We start from the raw sequence: 18,260 nt of genomic DNA, 5'->3' as shown, positions 1-18,260 counted from the left end.
GATAAAACTACCCATAATTCGTGCCGCTTGCCTCGCTTGTGGCGAAAATCCTTGACTTTTTTGAATCCTTCAATTATTGTAGTAAGCATGATTTTTTTAAATTGAAAAAAGTAAGCTTTTCTTAATTTTACCGGGAAAAGTTCACTTTTCTTTTAAAGATTCCCCCGGACTTTGAAAACCCCCTGCTCCTTGAGCGCTTCACCCACGTCGATTTCCTCAAAGTTGAGGATTTCTGCCCCACCCTCTTTCGCCATCTGGAGACGTTCGGGAACGCGATCGATAGCAATGACGCGCCCAGCACCCAGCATAAAGGCACTTCTAATCGCAAATTGTCCCACCGGACCACAGCCCCAAATCGCGACTGTATCTCCAGGCTCAATGTTGCAGTTTTCCGCAGCCATGTATCCAGTCGGGAAGATATCGGTTAGAAACACGACTTGTTCATCGGTTAGTCCCTCGGGAATCTTGAACAAACCGACATCAGCAAAGGGAACACGAGCATATTCCGCCTGACCTCCAGCGTAGCCTCCTGTCATATGAGAGTAGCCGAAAAGACCTGCTGGGGAATGACCCATGAGTTTTTCCGCCATCGCAGCGTTAGGGTTAGAGTTGTCACACAGTGACCATAAATCCCGCTTACAGAAGAAGCACGATCCGCAGGAAATGGTAAAGGGGACAACGACGCGATCGCCTATGTTGACATTCTTGACAGCACTGCCCAATTCAACGACTTCTCCCATGAATTCATGACCCAGAATGTCGCCCTCTTTCATTGTGGGGTTATAGCCATCATAAAGATGTAAATCTGAACCGCAAATCGCCGTTGTCGTGATTTTGACAATCGCATCACGCGGATCAAGGATTTTTGGATCGGGTACGGTGTTGACTTCTACCTTATGGGTATCCTGCCAGCAGACGGCTTTCATTGTTTTTTCCTTTTGTAATGTGAGACTATTAAGCGTTGGTTTTGAGGCGTTCTGCCCTAAAGCCATTCTAAAGATTGAGTAGTCTCCTCTCCTCTGACTAATGAAATAGGATACTTTATCTAATGCTCTATCTAAGGGATGATACAGTGCTTAACTTGATTATTAAATTGATTGCATTAGCATATATTAGTTTTTAGTTAGTCCGCCTAGGGGGACTTTGTTTGTTTAGCCGCGATTTTAATCGCCACGGCTTAAGTTGACTTTTACGGAACAGGCTAAAGTTTTTGCCAAAATGGGAGGAACAGCATTGCCAATTTGGTTACATTGACTTTCTTCATTGCCCTTGAATTCAAACCAATCCGGAAAACTTTGCAAACGCGCTCCTTCACGAACCGTTAAGCGTCGTCTACGTCCATCGGGTAAACGGATACGCAACATATCACCTGTAGGAGCGCTTAAATTTCGGCAAGTAACGGTTCTAGAAGGGGTATCAAGGTGTAAATCTCTGGGTCTAACGCACTTAGATGCTCTCTCGTATTTTTTGATATATTCATCCATGCTGGGAGTGAGAAACTTAGCGTTTGGGGGTGCAATCAAGGCGAGTTCTCCCAGTGCTTCACCAACGGTATAAGGTGAATTATTATGGGTTTTTGGATGCCATTTCCATCCGCCTCGGTGAGCCACACAAAAAAGACGTTCTCTTCGCTGGGGAACACCATAATGTGCGGCGTTGAGGAGATCCCATTCAACGATATATCCTAGTCCCCTGAGAGCGCTGGTAATTTCTTCAAAGTAGGTTTTATTGCGAAATAGCATTCCCCGCACGTTTTCAAATAAAGCAAGCTGGGGGCGATAAGATTTAACCGCGTCAAGAAATATGGGGAAACCATCGCGACTGTCTTTGAGTCCCCGTTGATGTCCACCAACGCTAAAGGGTTGACAGGGTGGACCACCAATAATTACATCGGCTCCATCGACTAAATCGGGTTGGCGTGTTAGCGTGGTCTGGTGACAGAAACCATGCAGGTTGTGCTGATAAGTGGTGCAGGCGTCTGCTAATTTTTCATAACCGATAGTTCTAAATCCTGCGGCTTCAAAACCGAGTGCTAATCCTCCACAGCCAGCAAATAGATCCATCACCAAAGGTGCTGTCGCATCGATGGGGGAAAGTTGAAGTTCTTGCTCAAGGAAATTGAGGTAGGGGAGTTTGTTTGGCATTCTCCTATTTTAGGACGCGATCGCTTTCCCCTGTCACTAAGTCATTCTGCTATCAGGTTCGCCACTGATTGAGCCAGCGAACTTGTCCAATCCACTCCTCTGCTTGTGTTTCTGATAGCAACCGATGTAAAGCAGAAATTAGACTCGATAGTGTCCAACTGCTTTGTGCGGCTAAAACAATGCCACAATGTTGAGGATAGCGTTCAGCTAAAATCATAAAATCCCGGATATTGAACGTAAAAATACATCGTTCTTGTGCTGTTGCTCCCAGTAATTGAGCGTCATCACTGGCATCGAAAGGCATCCATTCGGTGGGTGTGCGTGTCACATCATGACCACGAGAAACTAAGGCATTATGGAGAGCTTTAATCGATGTATCAGCATCCAGGTGCAGTTTCAGTTTAGACATGAGCGGCTTCTATGGCTTGTTCAGCCACGATCGCATGATCAATTTCTTCACGGTGGGCGTGGTAAAATGCTAGGGCTTCATCAATTTGTTCTGCATTCAAGTCATACTCAGCGGCTATCTGATTTGAGGATAAACCCCATTGTTGAGCCGCAATGACTATTGTTTGGATTCGTAGATTAGTCCCACGCAAAATCGGTATAAGCTGACCGCTAGCACTGTTACGATAGGTAACATGAGCAAAGGTTGGCTCGTTAAGTTGTCCTTTCAGGGAATTCACCTTTTCTGCGATCGCGTCTAAAATGAAGGCTTCCAGGGGAATACCTTGCTGAGAAGCCAAGTTTTCGGCTTTTTGCTTTAATTCATTGGGTAAGTTTAGCGAGTAAGATGTCATTGATTGCTATAACAGATACATTTCTAGACATATCCTATCAATTGAGTCAGGATTAGAGTTCATTGAGCGGGAAAAATTAATGCCTTGCAGGATAACACCTACGTGCGCCCAGAAAACCAGCTAGACTTGTACGACTCACTTCTATCGCGTAATGGTCAATTTGAAGAGTGGGGCGACGTTTAGCTTTCCCCCAGCATTAGCGCAAGGGTTAGCGGGTGGTTCTCCAGTGGATTTGGCTGAGGTTGAAGTGACGCCATCGGGGAATGGGTTGCATTGGGAAAAGCTGGATGCAGATTTTAGTGTTCCGGCGCTTTTGGCTGGTGTTTTTGGCATGGCGGCGTGGATGGCTAAAGTTAAGATGAAGGCTAGTTAAGGTGCGATCGCATTCTTGTCCTTTTCATGCATTCTGGTTGATATGAGTGTATTCTCCTAAAATAGTTAAGAGTTGACAAGTAAGCTCACCAGGCGTAAGAAAAAAATGAATAGTATAGCACAAGAGAACGACGTAATTGTTACTGATCAGGATACTGCCGAAGAAGATAGTGGCGATAGTGGTGGATTGTATCCCTATGACCCAACTAAAGCCGATATCGACATTAGAGAAGATCCTCAGACAGTTTTCGAGTTAATGAGAAAATATGACAATGGTAAGCTTATTATCGATCCGGATTTTCAGCGCAATCCTCGAGTTTGGAAGTTAGACCAAAAAAGCAAATTTATTGAGTCTGTCATTCTCAATTTTCCCCTTCCGCCATGGTATGTAAATCAAACGGAAGACGGCAAGTACATTGTCGTGGATGGTCTACAACGTACTACAACTTTACATGATTTTGTTTATAATAAATTTAAGTTAAGTGGTTTAGAAGCTTTACCTAAATTAAATGGTTTTGATTTCACTGACTTAAAAGAATTACCAGGTGACTATCAAACAAGGATTGAAGACAAAAAGCTTAATTTGTATATCATAAAACCCTCTGTTCCCGTTAAAGTTGTTTACGATATTTTCAGTAGAATTAACACGGGCGGAACAAATCTTAGTCGTCAAGAAGTGAGAAACTGTATTTTTTCAGGGAAATCAACAAACCTGCTTAAAGATTTATCAGAACAAGACTATTTCAAAAAAGCCATTGATAATGGAATTTCACCCGAAAGAATGAAAGATAGAGAAATTATTTTGCGCTATTTAGCTTTTAAGATTTTTGACTATGCAAAAGATTATCAAGGTGATTTGGGTGATTTTGTAGAAAAGGCAATGAAAAAGATAAATTTGATGTCAGATGAAGAAATAAAAGCTTTGAAAAAAGATTTTAAGCGAGTAATGAAGTTGACTTTTAATTTTTTTGGAGATAAAAATTTTCGTTTGTCTACAGGTGCAGGTCAGAGAAGGACAAGAATAAATATTGCAATTTTTGAATCGGTATCTTATTTTTTCTCTATAAGTAATGATGAGTTTTTAGAAGAACACAAAGATGCGATTAAAAGCAATTTAATAAAATTACTAGAAAATCAAGATTATCTCGATTCTATAAAATCTGCAACGAGCGGCAAAGCAAAGGTGTATACTAGGTTTAAGCTAGCTCAAGAAATTTTAGGAGATGTGTAAAAAATGCTCAAAAAGATAATTATAAAAAACTTTAAATGCTTTAAGGAAGAAACAGACTTTCCTTTGGGGCAGTTAACTTTACTGACAGGGATTAATGGGCGTGGTAAATCAACCATGCTCCAATCCTTACTTTTAATGAGACAATCCATAGAACACAATGACAATGCTGCCCAACTTGTATTAAATGGTAGTTGTCTGAATTTAGGTAGTTTTAATGAAATTAGAAATAGCAATATCTCAAGAGAAGAGTCCATTATATTTAGATACTTGTATGAAGACAATATAGAAGTACCTAAAAATAATAATTTTAAAATAATTGGATCTGTTGAATATCATTTTAATGAAAATTATAAAGATGATATGGTCGCTCAAATAAGTAGGATTGAATTTGATGATGAAATTATAGAAATTGATAGTAATAAGCACGATATTATCCCATACAAACATAATTCAGTTTATAAAAAAACTAATGAATTTAATCAAGATGTGCATCAAAATCGATTTGACTTCATATCTGGCACTCAAGAGGAAAAAATTAATAGCTCTTGTTCATTGTGCAAACTATTACCTGTTTCAGGTATGATAAACTTTGAAAATGCAAGAAGTGAAAATATTAAAATAGATTCTAAACTATATAAATATTTGTATTTCGACAGGATTCATTACATATCAGCAGACCGTGTGGGTCCACAAGAATTTTATTTTAAATCCACTTTGACGAAATTTCCCAATGTTGGTTCAAAAGGTGAATTTACAGCTAATTTACTACATAAAAATAAAGATTATCTAGTTAACGATAACTTATGTTTAGGGGAAGACGCAAAAACATTAGTTACTCAAACAGAAGAATGGCTGAATCGCATTTTTGATGGCGCAAAAGTAGAAATTTTAAGCTCAGAAAGTAATATACTTGAACTGTTAATGAATTCAAGTATATCAAAAGATCGTTTTAGACCAGCTAACATTGGCTTTGGATATCATTGTGTTTTACCGATTGTTGTTTCAGCATTAATTGCCCAACAAGGTGAAATATTAATTGTAGAAAACCCGGAAGCACATTTACATCCTAAAGCACAATCACGACTGGCTAAATTTTTAGCTAAAGTAAGTAGCTGTGGTGTACAAATTTTTGTTGAATCCCACAGCGATCATATTTTGAATGCTTTGCGAATAGCAGTTCTAGATGGAATTTTGAATCATGAAGATTTGAAGATACTATATTTTCAGCAAAAGACTGAATTGCCAGTTGTAGAAATTCCTGTGCAGCCTGATGGTGGTATTGAGGAGTGGCCCGAAGGCTTCTTTGACCAAATGGATAAAGATTTTGAACGGCTTTTTGGAATATAAAATGGAAATATTTATTAATGAAGTGTCTCTAGAAGGTCAGTATTTAACAGATGCCGAGTTTAAGGATGCAGTAATAACTTTTAAGTCTATTTTTGATTTACTCAATAAAAAAATAAAACAAAAGGTTATCTATAAAGAAGATAGTAATTTATTTGTTAACTATGATGCTATTAGAGGCTCGAATTTCCAGCAAAGTTTAAATCAAATCAAAGATAAGACTCTGAAGCGAGCTTTTATAAATATCGTTTTCAATAAATCGAATCCCAAAGAATGGCGTAAAGAACAAGTCCATTCTCTCAATGATTATTTCGATTATTACTTGACACCTGAATCCTGTCGAGATGTCAAAGACACTTCATTAGCAGAAGTGGCTGAAAGGCAATTTCAAAACATTCACATAACTTATTTAGTGATTAATTTCACCAAGTCCAGCTTTATAATTGCCCATCCCTATATTAATAAATGTTGTTTAATTTCTATAATCAAAAACAATGATGAAACTCAACCCATTGATTTAGATAGCATCGACAATCAAGCAGCTCTTGAAAATTGGCTAGAGAAAAAACTAAAATTAAGCAAAATAGAATATGATGAATATTCTACTGTTCCTCCTCAGGATGAGCAAACTATATTACGAGATACTAAAAGATTCAAAATAACTAGAATTAGGTATGATGAGAGAGTGGTTTATTGCGAAATCTCTACAGGTAAATATTGGTACGTCGATAATTTACACTACGGCAAAGCCGCTCATTTAGAAGTTTTCGACAAAACTGGGCAGCGACACCTTGGAGAAGCTGATTTACAAGGGGAAATTGATGAATCAAAATCTGACAGTGATAAGACTATTAATATATCATAGTTATACATTTTTGGCTACGAGTAAAACAGACTAAAATCTGTCGTATGGTTCCGGTTCAACATCGGAAACTTTATGTAAAACCTGTTGAAATTTATCCCAACGTTCCTGTTAGACTCAACCCTAATTGTGTCCTTTCTTGTTGTCCTGTCAGTGAATTTACCTTTTCTGCGATCGCACAAAAAATGCCGATCACTCCAAGCGCCAAACTTCCTTGAGCTTATCAATCAGCTTTTTCTGTCGCCGCTCAATTACTTCCGGCGTCCATTCCTGTTCGTTCAACACTTGGGTTGTTAAAGCAAAGGGAGAAACGCCTGTTTTCGTCGTGAAATACTTCTGCTTTTTCAGCTCAAAGTCATAGTTTTGTGCTTGACTGTCAGAATTATTGTGATTATTAGAAAGGTAAAAAATAGCTGGTGGTATCCAGTCAGAATTATCAACATGGTTTAACTGCTTAAACAGTTGATTGACTTCCTCTGTACGTTTATCACTTTGATAGGTCGCCGACTTTATAGATGGGATATTCAGTAGCGTGGATTTTTACAAGACTCATACATAGCTCCTTTTATGGGCATGGTCAGCATCTAAAGATATCAGCGATCGCATTGACTAAGTAAAATTCATTACACATCCTCTGCTACGGGTAACACAGACTACAATCTGTCCTCTGGTTCCGGTTCAACATCGGGAACTTTATGTAAAACCTGTTGAAATTTGTGCCAACGTCCCTGTTTAGCTTTTTCCTCGATATAGTCTTTCGTTATCCAAGCCGATAAAGCAATAGTCACCAATTGTTCAACAGAAATATTTTCCCGCTTGGCTAAAGCGGCAACTTGTTGATATAAGGCATCTGGAATTTTAGCGGTAAGATTCATGATTAAATTTCTCCCACTCCTATTATTTATTTTATAGCTGACACGTTTAACCAGGGCGGGTTTACCAGCGTGAATTCCAAACGCCGCCACCGTTGTCGTCAAACCCGCCCCTACCATACCCTGTCACATCTCACGCCAATTAGTCTTACAAATACTCCCATCTGGCATCCTCGCCCCCTCGAAATTCACCTCACTCAAATCCGCCTTATCCAAATTAGCCCCCGTCAAATCTGCCTCCCTTAAATCCGCCCCCGCTAACTCCGCATTCTGGAAATTTCTCCCGCCACTCTGATAACGCGATCGCACTTCCCCAACATCGGTTATACTAATCTCTCGCTAGGGCGGATGGCGAAATGTAAAGGTAAACGTATCCCCACTCTGCATCACCCGCCACATCTCCTCATACAAAGGATAAAAACCCACCCCACTCAACTTCACCCACCCTTTTGCCCGAGTTAACGCCACAAATAATTGATGCCTCGGCTCACAATGCTTTGATTACTGGGCTGGTTACTGGGCTGATTACTGGGCTGATTTTTGGGCTAGACTGTGGTTAAACTCTCTCGTCTATCCCTGACAGATTGTCGCGACTTATGGCTACGTTCAGCACTGTTACTCCAAAACGGTTTACGCTCTTAGACTATCACCGTCTCCTTGAACTGGGGTTTCTCACAGAAAATGACCGAGTGGAGTTAATTCGCGGAGAACTGATGCAAATGGTAGCGAAAGGAACCACTCACACCGTTTGCAATACCTCCTTGGTTTACGAAACGACGATGTTGTTGCAACGGCGGGCGATTGTTCGAGGACAGGAACCAATTACGTTGCCTCCCAATAGCCAACCCGAACCCAACTTGGTGATTGCGCGTAATCGTAGCGATCGCTACTTATCGGGTCATCCTCGTCCCGGTGATATTTTATTAGTCGTTGAGGTGGCAGATTCTACACTTAAGTATGACCAAGAGGTGAAGTTACCCCTCTACGCTGAGTCGGGAATTTCTGATTATTGGATATTTAATTTGTTAGCTAGTTGTTTGGAAGTTTATACTCAACCGTATCAAGATTTACAAGGTAACTTTGGCTATGCCAATAAGCAGATTTTCCTGCCGAATGCTCGTGTGACTCTGCCGAGTTTCTCTGATTTATCTCTAGATTTATCCAGCGTGTTTCCTAGCTAGATATTTCAGACCAATTAGTCTTACAAATACTCCCATCTGGCATCCTCGCCCCCTCGAAATTCACCTCACTCAAATCCGCTTTATCCAAATTTGCCCCCGTCAAATCTGCCTCCCTTAAATCCGCCCCACTCAAACTCGCCCCCACTAACTTCGCCCCCACTAACTCCGCCCCCCTTAAATCCGCATTCCCCAATTTCGCCCAACTCAAATCCGCCCCGCTTAACCGCGCCTGCTTCAAACTCGCCCCCACCAGCTTCGCCTTGCATAAACTCGCCCCACTCAAGTCAACCTCACTTAAATCTGCAATCACCAACTTCGCCCCATCTAACTGCGCCTGCTGTAAATTCGCCCCCCGCAACATCGCGCCAATTAAATTAGCGTTACGCAAATCCGCCCCCGCTAACTGCGCCCCCGCTAACTCCGCATTCTGAAAATTTCTCCCGCCACTCTGATAACGCGATCGCACTTCCCCAACATCGGTTACACTAATCTCTCGCTGGGGCGGATGTCGAAATGTAAAGGTAAACGTATCCCCACTCTGCATCACCCGCCACATCTCCTCATACAAAGGATAAGAACCCACCCCACTCAACTTTACCCACCCTTTTGCCCGAGTTAACGCCACAAATAACTGATTCCGCAATTGCAGATTACTCTCATCTTTTGCTACATTATCTAACCCCACCACATACACCATATCCGCCTCATTTCCCTTCGCCCGATGGATACGAGACACGGTAACACCACCCTCACACCAAAACTTATTTGGATCACGGGTATCTTTATCAATATGCAGCATATTACAATCCATCGCACTGGGAATATAAATATCAATTCCCTGAGACATCAAAAACTCTGCCACCGCTGTTTCCAGTCGCATCGCCTCGAACCCCAACCCCAAAACAATCACCAGTATCTCGCGACTAGGTTTCAGCCCGTCATAGCGAAGATTGTAGAAAATATTATCCGCCAGTGCCGTTAATTCTTCCTGACGCGATCGATAGGCGATAAACTCAAATAAAGAACCCTGCCAAAGTTTTGATACCAAATTCGGTGAATGTTCTGATGGGCGTCTCACGGTAATTTGTTGACCTGGACGAAACTTTCCAGTTACTTCATAGCCAATCGCTTGCCAATCCTCAACACGGGTAATTCCTGTCAACATCCCCCCCCGCCGCAATAACCCCATACCAATCCCGTGTGCCGCCGTGAGAATTGCTCCTGGAGTACGGTAACAGCGATGCATGGTTTCACTTTTTCTAATTCCTCCCCCATATTGTCCGGTGACTAAATGTCCTAATTCTTCACCAAACAATTCACTAGCATTAGGGATATTCAAGCTTTCTAAACTTTGCGCTTCATCATACGCCCAAATTAACCGCCGTTGTTCAGGTTGGACGGGTTCAACGGGTCGTAATGCCTGATATGCCATCCAGTAAAAAGGCTGTTTCCCCTCAAATTTCATGGGTTCATCGACGATTAAATCTTGACCTTCATCGATTAAAATGGCATCGTATAATTTTGGGATAGCTGTATCTTCTAAAAGACGGCGACAAACTTGAGCTAATGCCTGATGAGGTTGCTTGATTTCTATATCGTTGACGGTAAGCGCCTTTACCCCCGTGTTGCGGCAAAGGGTACTATAAAATCCGGGTTGTTTTTTGCCCCCCCAAGCGTGCAGAACTTTTAATTTCCGATTCCCTATTTCGTCATATCTGATTTCGCCACTACTAAAGCGGCGCAACCATTTATCTAGTTGGGCAATAATGTTGTGATAGAGGCTGCGGCTGAAGAAGACGAGGGCGATATCCCAGTCGGGATGCTTGAGGTGGATATGGGCGGCTTTTTGACAGAGTAATACTGTTTTCCCTGAACCCGCTATCCCCCGAATCCTTTGCGGACCGGGGGGAATGGATTTGGCGATATGTTCTTGGGCTAAATCGAATTCGGATAGGTGTTGGCGTACCTGAGCAAGAATACTACCACGGGTTTGTTGAGGCGTGCCATTAATAGTTTTGAGGATAGTATTACTGTGCGCCTTAACGCGCTGTTTTGTCCGGAAAACAGGTGTCCCACTAATCACCGCTTGCAGTAATTTCCACTGCTGGTTACTCAGAGGTGTTCCTTTGATAATCGGATAGGTTTGGTGAATGAGTTTAACTAGGGAATTCCAGGGGGATAGGCTATCGTGAAAGATAATTGGGGGACAGCTAGGGAGTTGGTAGAAGCCGCTTTGATACCATTCAGCCTCGGTAATTAAAGGAAGGCAAATTAACGCCCGCCCTGTGACTTTACGGCGCAACATCGGTTCGCGATCGCAGTAGCCCAATAGTGAAAATAACTGATTTTCCGCCTGTTGGTAAGGGTTACTGCTGGTCGTGTAATAGTTTTGGAACTCCCAGCGATGACCTGTAATTGCCAGAATTTGGTCGATGGTGACGGATTTAATCTCGATCACGACTAAACCCAGTTGGGCGTCCACAATCAGAATATCAGGTTCCTTGCGAGACTTACCCACCTTGGAAAATATAGGATAGCGCCAATATCCGATACAGGTGCGATCGCTAAATGCTCTCTGTACAGCGTCCCAGGTTTTTTGTTCACCGCCTTCACCTCCTTTACCCAGTGGTTCGGTGGTAATAAATTTATAGGTCATTCGTCATTTGTCATTTGTCATTTGTCATACTCGCCTCTCGATAACAAGCTACGTCATTTGTCAGGGAATAGGGAATAGGGAATAGAAAACGGGCGATCGGCTATTCAAATTCATAGTTTATAGATGTCCTTCTTTCTCTGGATAGAGACTAAAGTTACACCTATGGATTGAGGAAATAACATCCCCAAAAAGATAAGATTTACTTATAAATTAACGATAGACTGATTTATCTCTAGCGTGTAGAAGGAGAGAACAATGGCTTTACATCAACAAAAACGGGCGATCGGTATCTTTACCAGCCGGGAAGCGGTAACACAAGCACTGCAAGAACTCAACCGGGCTAAATTTCCCCTGGATCAGGTTACTGTGGTTGCTAGAGAACTAGAAGAGAACTCGTCTCAGGAGAATCAGCAGAAGAGTCGCAGGGGTAATCAATCAGGTAAACAGGCTGCTAATGGCGCTGTTGTTGGCGGTGTCATAGGATTGGTAACTGGCGTACTCGTCGGTGTTGGTGCGTTAGCGATTCCTCTGATTGGTCCCATCATGTTAGCAGACGCTTTGGGGACTGCTGTAGCCACAACCTTAGCTGGGACAGGAATTGGCGCGGTGAGTGGTGGACTTTTGGGTGCACTGATTGGATTAGGTATTCCCAGAAAACAAGCCAAAGCATATCATGAACGATTTTTACGGGGTGATTTTTTGGTCATTGTCGAAGGTACGGATGATCAAATTCGTCAGGCTATTGCCCTACTTAAAGATGGAGGAATCGAAGAATTGGGAGTTTACAATGCTCCAGAGATGAAGGGGGTAAATACCGATTTCCCGGTTGCGGCTGTTGATGATCCTCATGCTCAGATTTCTAGATCAACGGTTTATCGAGAACCCGAACTGAATTGAGATGGATTGATATACATCTTTACTGATTATTTACCATCAAAGAGGAAAGGAAAAATGAATAAGTTTACACTCTTATGTTTGACCGGTGTTTTAAGTTTAGGGGTTTCCGCCTGTGGTGATGTCGCTAGAACCAGTAATAGCGCTCCTGATTCGATCAATGAGGTTGCTAATCCTCCGGACTTAGACACTGTGTTAAGAAATGAAAGCGATGCAACGAACCCCATCCGCAGAGCGCAAGCCAATGCTGACATTCGGGCGCGGGAGCAACGATACAATGTGTTCAGGGAAGGACAAGAACGCTCTGATAGTAACGTACAAAGTGAAGTGCGAAGTAAGTTAGAGGTTAACCTGGCAACCTCTCAACTAGCGGTTCAAGCAAATCAGGGAATTGTTACGGTAACCGGATACGTCCAAACCCAAGAAAATCTGGAACGGATTGAACCTTTAGCAAGGGAAATTAGAGGGGTTCGGGATGTCAATGTCCAAGCTGAGGTAGGACCCAAGTTACCACCCTATAACGGTTAAGATTTCTACCTACTTGGGAAAGTAGGAAATGGAGGGTATTTCATTGGCTTATGTGTAGTTAAACGACATATCATGTCCCTACAGATAGGGGTTCTGGACATTAATTTATAGTAACCCCTAGCATTAGTTAGGACACATAAAGATTTAGACGTTCCGCCGGAACGTCTCTACCACTGTTCGTTCGTCCTCAGCTATGTGTCCACTGCTATATCTCTATTGACAGATGAATGCCTGCCTCAATGTGTAGTAAACAGGGTAAGAAGGCACAAATCTAGCATTCAAGGCTGAATTTGTGCTGAAACAATTATAAAGCGAGGGAGACATGGCTGAATATCAACACAACAGACACGCGCTCGGTGTATTCCCGACTCATGATGAAGCGGAGTTAGCTGTACAGGATTTGAAACGGGCAAATTTTCCTAAAGAGCAAATCTCCGTCGTTGCTAGAGATGCGGGTAGGAACGAAGAAATTGCTGGTGTTGATGTGGAAAAAGGTACAGGACATCAAATCAGTAAAGGGGCTAAAGCTGGCGCGGCTACGGGTGGAATCGGCGGCGCTGTTTTGGGTGCATTGGAAGCCCTAGGTATTACCACTTATGCAGCGTTTCTACTCCCTGGCGCTGGTCAAGTTTTAGCCTTCGGTAGCGTTGCGGCTAACGCCTTGGCGACAGCCGTTGCTGGTGGTGCAGTTGGCGCAGTCGGTGGGGGTTTAGTTGGTGGTTTGGTTGGTTGGGGTGTTCCTGACGAGCAAGCGAAAGTTTATCACGACTTAGTGGCTAAAGGTGAGTATTTGATTATGGTAGAAGGAACCCCTGATCAAGTTGATTTGGCTGAAGCAATTCTTAGTCCTAGGGGAATTCGGGAATGGAAAATTTATGAGGCTCCTAGAAACAAAGCTTCTCGCTAGAGTTAGAAGCCAAGAACTCAAGTTCTTGGCTAATAGCTTAAGTCGGTTAAAACCGACTGCAACAATCTAATCGGGTTATACGAAGCGATTTTCTAAGTAAGTTGGTGGAAATAAACCCAACTCTATTAATATTCATACCAAGTTGCATTCAAAGATATAACTTTCTCTCCCCCTGCCTCCCCTGCCTCCCCTGCCTCCCCTGCTTTTCCTATCTACTATGTTTGAGCGCAATTTAATATTTCTCAAACCCTTACAAATTACAAATGACGAAAGCCGCAAAACAGGTATACACTTTCTGCGTCTCCCCATCCCCTGCTCACCTCACAACTCCCAACAGCAGACTCTACTTAAAGGGTTTCGGGATCAATGTTTAATTCTCGCAGTTTGGCGGCGTAGCGTTCGGCAACTTCTTCTGGTGTCGGTACGAGTTTGCCTTCAGGGGTAAAAAAACGCAACTGATTCTGATGAATTCCTAGAAACAAACCAAGCTGCTGACTCCACAATTGTCCTTGAGAGTTCCCTTCTAGGGGTTGATAGTCTCCATCCACTAAATGAAATCCAACAAATTCTAACGTATTTGGATCAAACCAAAAGTAGTCAGGGGTACGAAAGGTATCTTGATATAGTTTTTTCTTAAATCCTTTGTCAGTATCAGCCGTTTTAGGAGAAAGGATTTCAATAATCACATTTGGATATTTGCCATCTTCATCCCAGACTACCCAGCTTTTCCGAGTTTTCCGTTCAGTGTCTAGCACAACAAAAAAGTCAGGTCCTCGGAAGTGTTCCGATTTGCGTTGACGGGGACTGTAATAGATGGTAAGGTTGCCAGCGACGTAGAAATCATTTCTATCTCGCCATAGCCATTCTAAGCTGTTGAGTAGTAAGATGATTTGTCGCAGATGTAGTTCAGTTTCCAAGGGGGGTTCATCACTATAGAGGTCACCAGGGGGAAAGATAACATCTTGTGAGATATCTTGGGAAGGAGCGAGTTCTTGAATTTGGGACATGGTAGGTTGAGTTGAAAACAATGGATTTGGTGTTTATTTTAGCTGGCATTGTTTAACGCAAAACATCTTTAATCCAATCCAGCAAACTTGTCCCCCCAAACCAAACGGCGAGTAAAATAGAAGTCGAGAGAATTCCGCCCATTAAACACACAACTAATCCGCCTAAGGTAATTGCCCCATCATCTTCAATTAAGCCGAAGCCCGTGACAAAAATACCCATGGCGGGTAAGGTATTGGTTCCGGGAATGGGAATCATCATCGAGATAGACATCAGCGCGATCGCCACCCCAATCACGACACGACCGGGTAAACTGGTACAGATATAAGGTAGACGTGGACGCGCGATCGCTTCAATCCGTCTTAACCAAGGAATCCCGCTTTTGACAAGTTTCTGTATTGTTTCCAGCTTCATCCTGCCATTCATGATTTTCTGGGGTAACCAGGGACGTTTTGCGCCAGCGATAAGCTGAACGGCTAAGATAAACATGACAATGCCAAAGGGGATCGAATAACCTGGTGCTGGAACAGGTAAAGCCGAGGGAAGGGAAAGGATAACAAACAAAAACCCAAAAATTCGCTCCCCGGCGAAAGAAAGGATATCCGCTAGTTTCACCTGGGGCTGTCGATCTTCTTCAAAAAAATAACGTTGCAATTCAACCGAAAGTCGAGCCATTTTACTGAAACCCTTTGACACTATAACAATGAATTAGCTCCCCGACTTCTGGAGATCCCCAACTTCTTCAAGAAGTCGGGGATCGAGTTGGGAAGATCAAGTTGGGGATGGGGATCGAGTCGGGGATAATACCACACCCTGAAAATTCAGAACTAGGTTCCTGACGTCCAAGAGTTCATATACTCAACTTGCTCCGTGGTTAATGTATCAATTGAGATCCCCATTGCCTGCAATTTCAGCCGTCCAATTTCCTTATCAATCTCAGTGGGAATTGAATGTAGACCGGGTTCTAGTTTACCCTTATTCTGCACCAGATATTCGCACGCCAAGGCTTGGTTAGCAAAGCTCATATCCATCACGGCGCTGGGGTGTCCTTCGGCTGCAGCCAGGTTAATCAAACGCCCTTCACCCAACACGATGACAGATTTACCGTTTTTCAGGAAATACTGTTGAGTAAAGTTGCGGACTTGGCGATATTCTGTTGATAGATCTGCCAAGGTTTTCAGGTCAATTTCAATATCAAAGTGACCGGAGTTACAAACCATTGCGCCGTCTTTCATCACCTCAAAATGTTCTTGGCGAATGACATGCTTGTTTCCGGTAACGGTGATAAATACATCGCCGTGGGATGCAGCTTCAATCATGGGCATTACCCGGAAGCCATCCATGACGGCTTCAATCGCTTTAATCGGGTCAATTTCAGTAACAATAACATTCGCACCCATCCCTCGCGCCCGCATCGCGGCACCTTTGCCACACCAACCATAACCCGCAACTACAATAGTTTTCCCGGCTAGCAAGATGTTGGTGGCGCGGATAATACCATCTAGGGTGGATTGTCCTGTACCGTAGCGGTTATCAAAGAAGTGCTTAGTATCGGCGTCGTTCACGTTCATGGCGGGGAAAGTGAGAACCCCCTCTTTGAACATTGCCTGCAACCGGACAATTCCTGTGGTGGTTTCTTCGGTTGTACCGATAATATCACCAATCTGGTTTTGCCGTTCCTTAACCAGAGTCGCCGTGACATCGCTCCCATCATCGATGATCAAATTGGGTTTGTGATCTAGGGCAATTTGAACATGGCGGTTGTAGGTGGCGTTATCTTCGCCTTTGATGGCAAATACAGGAATCCCGTAATCGGCGACTAAACTAGCGGCGACATCATCCTGAGTAGACAGGGGATTGCTGGCAATCAGCAGCGAGTCAGCCCCAGCATTTTTCAGCGCGATCGCTAAATGGGCGGTTTCTGTTGTAACGTGGCAGCAGGCGACTAGACGAATCCCTGCCAGAGGTTTGCTTTGGGCAAAACGCTCCTGAATTTGCCGCAAAACGGGCATTTCCCGTCCAGCCCATTCGATTCGCTGTTTGCCTAAAGGCGCTAGGGATAGGTCTTTGACTTCGTGTTTGAGCGCAGTAGATGTTACTGTCATGGATTTGGTTGGTTTTATTTAAATTTGCATTGCCATCTTAACTGATTCAACAAGGGCAGGTTTTATTGTGCAGTTATCGCTGACTAGCTCACCTTTAGTCCCATTACTCGCCGCAATACTGCTCGCAGCAAGCTCTCATACCAAGTTGCATTCCAAGATATAACTTTCTCTCCCCCAGCTCCCTCTGCTCCCCCGGCTCCCCTATCCCTTACAGTATTGAAACCCGCCCCTACAGACGGCTTGGTGGCTGGTGGAGAACAGGGGCTTGGACGGGGGGTAATAAGGGTGGGACGGGTTCTGGGGATTCCTCTGGTTCTTGTGCCGTAACTTGTTTGATCTCACTGACGAAGAAAACAAGCTGATAGGGGCGTCCGATTTCCTTGGAGATAAACTCCTGAACCAACCGTACCTGCTTCGGTGTGATGTCTTGATCCGTCTGAACTGTGAGATAGACTATGGGTGGCGTTGCTGTCCAATTCACTTTGGTTCCAACCAGTTGCACGTCTGGCTGACCGATGGTAATCGTTCGCCGTACCAGGGTATTATTAATCGTGGCTTGCAGTCGAGCTTGTCTGGCTAATTCCAAAAAACTGACACCTAACGGCAGGAAGAGGAGGGCGGTGAAGCCAAATGTCCAGCCTAAGGCGTGACTGATTTTGGTGTAACCGGCGACGATAAACACCAGCATACAGGCTAAGGTGATACCCAGCAGATTGGTGAAATAGAGTAAAAATGCGCCTAAGCTAAACGACCAAATCCCCTGAGACAGCGACAAACCGACCACACATAAGGGTGGCATTAGGGCAACCGAGATCGCAACCCCAGCTAAGGCATCGCTGATACGGGCGCGAATCTTGGCAAAACTACTGATCCCGCCTGCTACCACCGCGATCCCCAAGTCTACTAAATTCGGTTGTGTGCGAGAAAGCACTTCTGAACCATATTCAGGAATCCCAGCAATCCGTCCCGTTAACCACGAGAGAACTAATGCTAAGATCGTCGCACCTGCGATCGCGCCTAAGGCTTTGCGAAATAACTTTAAATCTCCTTCCAAAGCCCCAAACGCTAATCCCCGTAAGGGCAGCATTAACGGGGCAATGATCATCGCGCCAATAATTACGGCGGTACTATTGCTAATCAGACCAAACGTGGCAATCAGACAAGAACTAATCGTCAGTACAACATAGTTAATCGTCCAATTCGCATCAATTGACAACTCTTGATGAAGTTCTTTAAATACATCTTCAGTGACGGCTTCCGGTAAAAGCCGATTGAGCATGAGTATATATCGTCGCATTAGTTCAATGAAATAGGTGGTTGATGGATTCGGTTCGCACGGAAAGACTTTCCTCAAACTAC

18 protein-coding genes and 2 pseudogenes are annotated in these 18,260 nt (G+C 43.5%); 8 read left to right on the top strand and 12 right to left on the bottom strand.

The window, feature by feature from the left end; translation table 11 throughout:
• Positions 1-185: 185 nt before the first annotated feature.
• The 4 genes and pseudogenes from ACLGGO_RS12825 to ACLGGO_RS12810 form a co-directional block, all read right to left on the bottom strand.
• Positions 186-926 (bottom strand): annotated as a pseudogene (locus tag ACLGGO_RS12825) (alcohol dehydrogenase catalytic domain-containing protein); the annotation flags it as partial.
• Positions 927-1,163: 237 nt separating this feature from the next.
• Complete coding sequence (locus ACLGGO_RS12820) at positions 1,164-2,144, bottom strand: DNA cytosine methyltransferase (RefSeq protein WP_446419603.1); 981 nt, start codon at positions 2,142-2,144, stop codon at positions 1,164-1,166.
• Between the two features lie 52 nt (positions 2,145-2,196).
• Positions 2,197-2,553, bottom strand: a complete 357-nt coding sequence (locus tag ACLGGO_RS12815; RefSeq protein WP_446419602.1) for a DUF5615 family PIN-like protein — start codon at positions 2,551-2,553, stop codon at positions 2,197-2,199.
• Positions 2,546-2,944 (bottom strand): DUF433 domain-containing protein, encoded by a 399-nt coding sequence (locus tag ACLGGO_RS12810; protein ID WP_446419601.1) that lies wholly within the window; start codon positions 2,942-2,944, stop codon positions 2,546-2,548. The genes ACLGGO_RS12815 and ACLGGO_RS12810 overlap by 8 nt, the downstream gene beginning before the upstream one ends.
• A 151-nt stretch (positions 2,945-3,095) precedes the next feature.
• Between ACLGGO_RS12810 and ACLGGO_RS12805 the strand changes: the two genes are divergently transcribed.
• From ACLGGO_RS12805 to ACLGGO_RS12790, 4 genes are all read left to right on the top strand, one after another.
• The gene (locus ACLGGO_RS12805) at positions 3,096-3,317 is read left to right on the top strand and encodes a DUF2442 domain-containing protein (protein ID WP_446419600.1); all 222 of its coding nucleotides are present in this window, start codon (positions 3,096-3,098) and stop codon (positions 3,315-3,317) included.
• A gap of 105 nt (positions 3,318-3,422) precedes the next feature.
• A complete protein-coding gene (locus ACLGGO_RS12800) occupies positions 3,423-4,547 on the top strand; it encodes a DUF262 domain-containing protein (RefSeq protein WP_446419599.1) in 1,125 nt (374 codons plus the stop codon).
• Between the two features lie 3 nt (positions 4,548-4,550).
• Positions 4,551-5,894, top strand: coding sequence for a DUF3696 domain-containing protein (locus tag ACLGGO_RS12795; protein WP_446419598.1), 1,344 nt, complete (start codon positions 4,551-4,553; stop codon positions 5,892-5,894).
• 1 nt (position 5,895) lies between these two features.
• The gene (locus tag ACLGGO_RS12790) at positions 5,896-6,756 is read left to right on the top strand and encodes a hypothetical protein (protein ID WP_446419597.1); all 861 of its coding nucleotides are present in this window, start codon (positions 5,896-5,898) and stop codon (positions 6,754-6,756) included.
• 189 nt (positions 6,757-6,945) lie between these two features.
• Here ACLGGO_RS12790 and ACLGGO_RS12785 read toward each other — a convergent pair whose 3' ends face one another.
• From ACLGGO_RS12785 to ACLGGO_RS12775, 3 genes and pseudogenes are all read right to left on the bottom strand, one after another.
• Positions 6,946-7,164: a GmrSD restriction endonuclease domain-containing protein gene (locus ACLGGO_RS12785; RefSeq protein WP_446419605.1), complete on the bottom strand. Its 219-nt coding sequence runs from the start codon at positions 7,162-7,164 to the stop codon at positions 6,946-6,948.
• 242 nt (positions 7,165-7,406) lie between these two features.
• On the bottom strand, positions 7,407-7,628 hold the full coding sequence (locus tag ACLGGO_RS12780) for a hypothetical protein (RefSeq protein ID WP_446340406.1): 222 nt from the start codon (positions 7,626-7,628) through the stop codon (positions 7,407-7,409).
• Positions 7,629-7,751: 123 nt separating this feature from the next.
• Positions 7,752-8,108 (bottom strand): annotated as a pseudogene (locus ACLGGO_RS12775) (pentapeptide repeat-containing protein); the annotation flags it as partial.
• 113 nt (positions 8,109-8,221) lie between these two features.
• Between ACLGGO_RS12775 and ACLGGO_RS12770 the strand changes: the two are divergent.
• On the top strand, positions 8,222-8,806 hold the full coding sequence (locus ACLGGO_RS12770; RefSeq protein WP_446419596.1) for a Uma2 family endonuclease: 585 nt from the start codon (positions 8,222-8,224) through the stop codon (positions 8,804-8,806).
• Here the strand turns inward: ACLGGO_RS12770 and ACLGGO_RS12765 are convergent.
• Positions 8,799-11,462, bottom strand: a complete 2,664-nt coding sequence (locus ACLGGO_RS12765; RefSeq protein WP_446419595.1) for a pentapeptide repeat-containing protein — start codon at positions 11,460-11,462, stop codon at positions 8,799-8,801. The two genes, ACLGGO_RS12770 and ACLGGO_RS12765, sit on opposite strands and share 8 nt — an antisense overlap.
• 255 nt (positions 11,463-11,717) lie before the next feature.
• On the opposite strand from ACLGGO_RS12765, the gene ACLGGO_RS12760 reads away from it, so the two are divergent.
• The 3 genes from ACLGGO_RS12760 to ACLGGO_RS12750 all read left to right on the top strand — a co-directional run bounded on the left by ACLGGO_RS12760 (position 11,718) and on the right by ACLGGO_RS12750 (position 13,791).
• Positions 11,718-12,359 carry a general stress protein gene (locus ACLGGO_RS12760; RefSeq protein ID WP_446419594.1) on the top strand — a complete coding sequence of 214 codons (642 nt, stop codon included), beginning with the start codon at positions 11,718-11,720 and terminating at the stop codon, positions 12,357-12,359.
• A 54-nt stretch (positions 12,360-12,413) separates the two neighbouring features.
• Entirely contained in the window at positions 12,414-12,884 is a 471-nt protein-coding gene (locus ACLGGO_RS12755) for a BON domain-containing protein (protein ID WP_446419593.1), read from the top strand.
• Between the two features lie 322 nt (positions 12,885-13,206).
• Positions 13,207-13,791, top strand: coding sequence for a general stress protein (locus ACLGGO_RS12750; RefSeq protein WP_446419592.1), 585 nt, complete (start codon positions 13,207-13,209; stop codon positions 13,789-13,791).
• Positions 13,792-14,138: 347 nt separating this feature from the next.
• Here the strand turns inward: ACLGGO_RS12750 and ACLGGO_RS12745 are convergent, their stop codons facing one another.
• The 4 genes from ACLGGO_RS12745 to ACLGGO_RS12730 all read right to left on the bottom strand — a co-directional run bounded on the left by ACLGGO_RS12745 (position 14,139) and on the right by ACLGGO_RS12730 (position 18,198).
• Positions 14,139-14,798 (bottom strand): Uma2 family endonuclease, encoded by a 660-nt coding sequence (locus ACLGGO_RS12745; RefSeq protein ID WP_446419591.1) that lies wholly within the window; start codon positions 14,796-14,798, stop codon positions 14,139-14,141.
• A 52-nt stretch (positions 14,799-14,850) separates the two neighbouring features.
• On the bottom strand, positions 14,851-15,471 hold the full coding sequence (locus tag ACLGGO_RS12740; RefSeq protein ID WP_446337771.1) for an exopolysaccharide biosynthesis protein: 621 nt from the start codon (positions 15,469-15,471) through the stop codon (positions 14,851-14,853).
• Between the two features lie 152 nt (positions 15,472-15,623).
• Positions 15,624-16,901, bottom strand: coding sequence for an adenosylhomocysteinase (gene ahcY / locus ACLGGO_RS12735; protein WP_446419590.1), 1,278 nt, complete (start codon positions 16,899-16,901; stop codon positions 15,624-15,626).
• Positions 16,902-17,130: 229 nt separating this feature from the next.
• Positions 17,131-18,198: a TIGR00341 family protein gene (locus tag ACLGGO_RS12730; RefSeq protein WP_446419589.1), complete on the bottom strand. Its 1,068-nt coding sequence runs from the start codon at positions 18,196-18,198 to the stop codon at positions 17,131-17,133.
• Positions 18,199-18,260: the final 62 nt, after the last annotated feature.

Origin of the sequence: Coleofasciculus sp., from assembly GCF_046565525.1 — a bacterium.
Lineage (GTDB): Bacteria > Cyanobacteriota > Cyanobacteriia > Cyanobacteriales > Coleofasciculaceae > Coleofasciculus.
Note: the sequence above shows the minus strand (reverse complement) of the source record. Positions and strands in the feature narration are given on the sequence as shown.